The sequence below is a fragment of the Ramlibacter sp. genome (genome assembly GCF_013697775.1).
GTDB lineage: Bacteria > Pseudomonadota > Gammaproteobacteria > Burkholderiales > Burkholderiaceae_C > Ramlibacter.
On record NZ_JACCWG010000055.1, the window covers coordinates 1 to 4,393 of the forward strand.

The 4,393-nt window shown below is 66.3% G+C and carries 1 protein-coding gene and 1 pseudogene; both read left to right on the forward strand.

What is annotated here, in order from left to right:
• The coding region (rpoC, locus tag H0U68_RS03230) for a DNA-directed RNA polymerase subunit beta' (protein ID WP_296352726.1) at positions 1–4,044 on the forward strand (4,044 nt) is incomplete at its 5' end.
• Positions 4,045–4,105: 61 nt separating this feature from the next.
• Positions 4,106–4,393, forward strand: a pseudogene (locus H0U68_RS03235) (LemA family protein); the annotation flags it as partial.

Below are 4,393 nucleotides of genomic sequence, written 5' to 3' on the forward strand. Positions count from 1 at the left end.
CCGATCAAGGACTACGAGTGCCTGTGCGGCAAGTACAAGCGCCTGAAGCACCGCGGCGTGATCTGCGAGAAGTGCGGCGTCGAAGTCACGCAGACCAAGGTGCGCCGCGAGCGCATGGGCCACATCGACCTGGCCGCGCCCTGCGCGCACATCTGGTTCCTGAAGTCGCTGCCGTCGCGCCTGGGCCTGGTGCTCGACATGACGCTGCGCGACATCGAGCGCGTGCTGTACTTCGAAGCCTACGTGGTCACCGACCCCGGCATGACGCCGCTGAAGAAGTTCAGCATCATGTCCGAGGACGACTATGACGCCAAGCGCAAGGAATACGGCGACGAGTACATCGCCAAGATGGGCGCCGAGGGCATCAAGGACCTGCTGGAAGGCATCGACCTCGACATCGAGATCGAGAAGCTGCGCGGCGACCTGACCGGCTCCGAAGTCAAGGTCAAGAAGAACGCCAAGCGCCTGAAGGTGCTGGAAGCCTTCAAGAAGTCGGGCATGAAGCCCAACTGGATGGTGATGGAGGTGCTGCCCGTGCTGCCGCCGGACCTGCGTCCGCTGGTGCCGCTGGATGGCGGCCGCTTCGCCACCTCCGACCTGAACGACCTGTACCGCCGCGTGATCAACCGCAACTCGCGGTTGAAGCGCCTGCTGGAGCTGAAGGCTCCGGAAATCATCGCGCGCAACGAGAAGCGCATGCTGCAGGAAGCCGTGGACAGCCTGCTGGACAACGGCCGCCGCGGCAAGGCGATGACGGGCGCGAACAAGCGCGCGCTGAAGTCGCTGGCCGACATGATCAAGGGCAAGAGCGGCCGCTTCCGCCAGAACTTGCTGGGCAAGCGCGTCGACTACTCCGGCCGTTCGGTGATCACCGTGGGCCCGACGCTCAAGCTGCACCAGTGCGGCCTGCCCAAGCTGATGGCCCTCGAATTGTTCAAGCCGTTCATCTTCTCGCGCCTGGAAGCTATGGGCATCGCCACCACCATCAAGGCGGCGAAGAAGGAAGTCGAATCCGGCACGCCGGTGGTGTGGGACATCCTGGAAGAGGTGATCAAGGAGCACCCGATCCTGCTGAACCGCGCGCCCACGCTGCACCGCCTGGGCATCCAGGCGTTCGAGCCGATCCTGATCGAAGGCAAGGCGATCCAGCTGCACCCGCTGGTCTGCGCGGCCTTCAACGCCGACTTCGACGGCGACCAGATGGCCGTGCACGTGCCGCTGTCGGTGGAAGCGCAGATGGAAGCCCGCACGCTGATGCTGGCCTCCAACAACGTGCTGTTCCCGGCCTCGGGCGAACCGTCCATCGTGCCGTCGCAAGACGTCGTGCTGGGTCTCTACTACACCACCCGCGAGCGCATCAACGCCAAGGGTGAGGGCATGGTGTTCGCCGACGTGTCCGAAGTGCTGCGCGCGCTGGACAACGGCGTGGTGGAGATCACCTCCAAGATCGCCGTGCGCCTGCCGCAGTGGGAGAAGAACAAGGACACCGGCGAATTCACCAAGTCGGTGAGCCTGGTCGACACCACCGTCGGCCGCGCGCTGCTGTCCGAGATCCTGCCCAAGGGCCTGCCGTTCAGCGTGCTGAACAAGGCGCTGAAGAAGAAGGAGATCAGCAAGCTGATCAACATCTCCTTCCGCAAGTGCGGCCTGAAGGAAACCGTGGTGTTCGCCGACAAGCTGCTGCAAAACGGCTTCCGGCTGGCCACCAAGGCGGGCATCTCCATCGCCGTCGATGACATGCTGGTCCCGCCCGAGAAGGCGGCCATCATCGAGCGCTCCGAAAAGGAAGTGAAGGAGATCGAGCAGCAGTACAGCTCGGGCCTCGTGACCTCCGGCGAGCGCTACAACAAGGTGGTGGACATCTGGGGCAAGGCCGGCGACGAAGTGTCCAAGGTCATGATGGCGCAGCTGGCCAAGGAAAAGGTCATCGACCGCCACGGCAACGAAGTGGACCAGGAGTCGTTCAACTCCATCTACATGATGGCCGACTCCGGCGCCCGCGGCTCCGCCGCCCAGATCCGCCAGCTGGCGGGCATGCGGGGCCTGATGGCCAAGCCGGACGGCTCGATCATCGAGACCCCGATCACGGCCAACTTCCGCGAAGGCCTGAACGTGCTGCAGTACTTCATCTCCACGCACGGCGCCCGAAAGGGCCTGGCCGACACGGCGCTGAAGACCGCGAACTCCGGCTACCTCACGCGCCGCCTGGTGGACGTGACGCAGGACCTGGTGGTCACGGAAGTCGACTGCGGCACCTCCGACGGCGCACTGATGCGCGCCATCGTCGAAGGCGGTGAAGTCATCGAATCGCTGCGCGACCGGATTCTCGGCCGCGTGACGGCCGAGGAGGTGCTGGACCCCGAGAGCCGCGCCGTGGTGATGAATGCCGGCGAGATGCTGGACGAGGACGCGATCGACGTGCTGGAAGCGGCGAGCGTGGACGAAGTCAAGGTCCGCACCGCGCTGAACTGCGCCACGCGCTTCGGCCTGTGCGCCAAGTGCTATGGCCGCGACCTCGGCCGCGGCGGACTGGTGAACGTGGGCGAAGCGGTCGGCGTGATCGCCGCGCAGTCCATCGGCGAACCCGGCACGCAGCTGACGATGCGCACGTTCCACATCGGCGGCGCCGCCTCGCGCGCCGCCGTGGCCTCCAGCGTGGATGCCAAGTCCGCCGGCTCGGTGGGCTTCAACACCACGATGCGCTACGTGACCAACGGCAAGGGCGAGCTGGTCGTCATCTCGCGTTCGGGCGAAATCGTCATCCACGACGAGCATGGCCGCGAACGCGAGCGCCACAAGGTGCCGTACGGCGCCATCCTGGCGATCAAGGCCGACCAGCAGGTCAAGGCCGGCACCATCCTGGCCAACTGGGACCCGCTGACCCGGCCCATCATCACGGAATTCGCCGGCACGGTGCGTTTCGAGAACGTGGAAGAGGGCCTGACGGTGGCCAAGCAGGTGGACGAGGTCACCGGCCTGTCCACGCTGGTGGTGATCGACCCGAAGCGCCGCGGCTCCGCCAAGGTGATTCGCCCGCAGGTCAAGCTGATCGACACCTCGGGCAACGAGGTGAAGATTCCCGGCACCGACCACTCGGTGACGATCGCCTTCCAGGTCGGTTCGCTCGTTCAGGTGCGCGACGGCCAGGACGTGGGTCCCGGCGAAGTGCTGGCCCGCATCCCGGTCGAAGGGCAGAAGACGCGCGACATCACCGGCGGCCTGCCGCGGGTGGCCGAGCTGTTCGAAGCCCGTTCGCCCAAGGACAAGGGCGTGCTGGCCGAGATGACCGGCACGGTGTCGTTCGGCAAGGAGACCAAGGGCAAGATCCGCCTGCAGATCACCGATCCGGAAGGCGGCGTGCACGAGGAGCTGGTGCCCAAGGAGAAGAACATCCTGGTGCACGAAGGCCAGGTGGTCAACAAGGGCGAATCCGTGGTCGACGGGCCGGCCGATCCGCAGGACATCCTGCGCCTGCTGGGTGCCGAGGAACTGGCGCGCTACATCGTCGATGAAGTGCAGGACGTCTACCGCCTGCAGGGCGTGAAGATCAACGACAAGCACATCGAGGTGATCGTGCGCCAGATGCTGCGTCGCGTGATCATCGAGAACACCGGCGAGTCCGGCCATATCGGCGGCGAACAGGTCGAGCGTTCGGAGATCCTGGACACCAACGACCGCCTGCGCGGCGAGGGCAAGATCCCGGCGACCTACAGCAACCTGCTGCTGGGCATCACCAAGGCCTCGCTGTCCACCGACTCGTTCATCTCCGCGGCGTCCTTCCAGGAAACCACGCGGGTGCTGACCGAGGCGGCCATCATGGGTAAGCGCGACGAGCTGCGCGGCCTGAAGGAAAACGTCATCGTCGGCCGCCTGATCCCCGCGGGCACCGGCATGGCGTACCACAAGGCGCGCAAGGCCAAGGACGAGATGGACGACGCCGAGCGCCGCGCCATCGCGGAATCCGAAGCGGCGGAGCTGGCCGCGGTGACCGAAGGAGCCGGCGGCTCCGAGGTGGTCGAGGGCGGGATCGGCGACGCCCAATAAAGGCTTGCCACTAAACTGAGGCGGCATCACCGGAAGGTGGTGCCGCTTTTTTCATTGCGCCATGACATCCTCGTCCATCGTCTACTGGGTCGCCGCGGCCGTGCTGCTGTTCTGGGGCGTGGGCGCGTACAACCGCCTCACGCGGCTGCGCGGGCAGGCCAACGCCGCCTTCGCGGAGCTGGACGCCGCGCTCGCGCGGCAGGTCGCGCTGGTCGACGCCTGCATGAGACCGCAGGACGCGCTGCCGCCCTCGCAGTTCGACGGCGGCAGCGCGTTTTGGGGCGGCCTGCACGGTGCTGCGGGGCAACTCACCGCATCGCTGGCGGCGGCGCGCCAGCGTCCGCTGGAC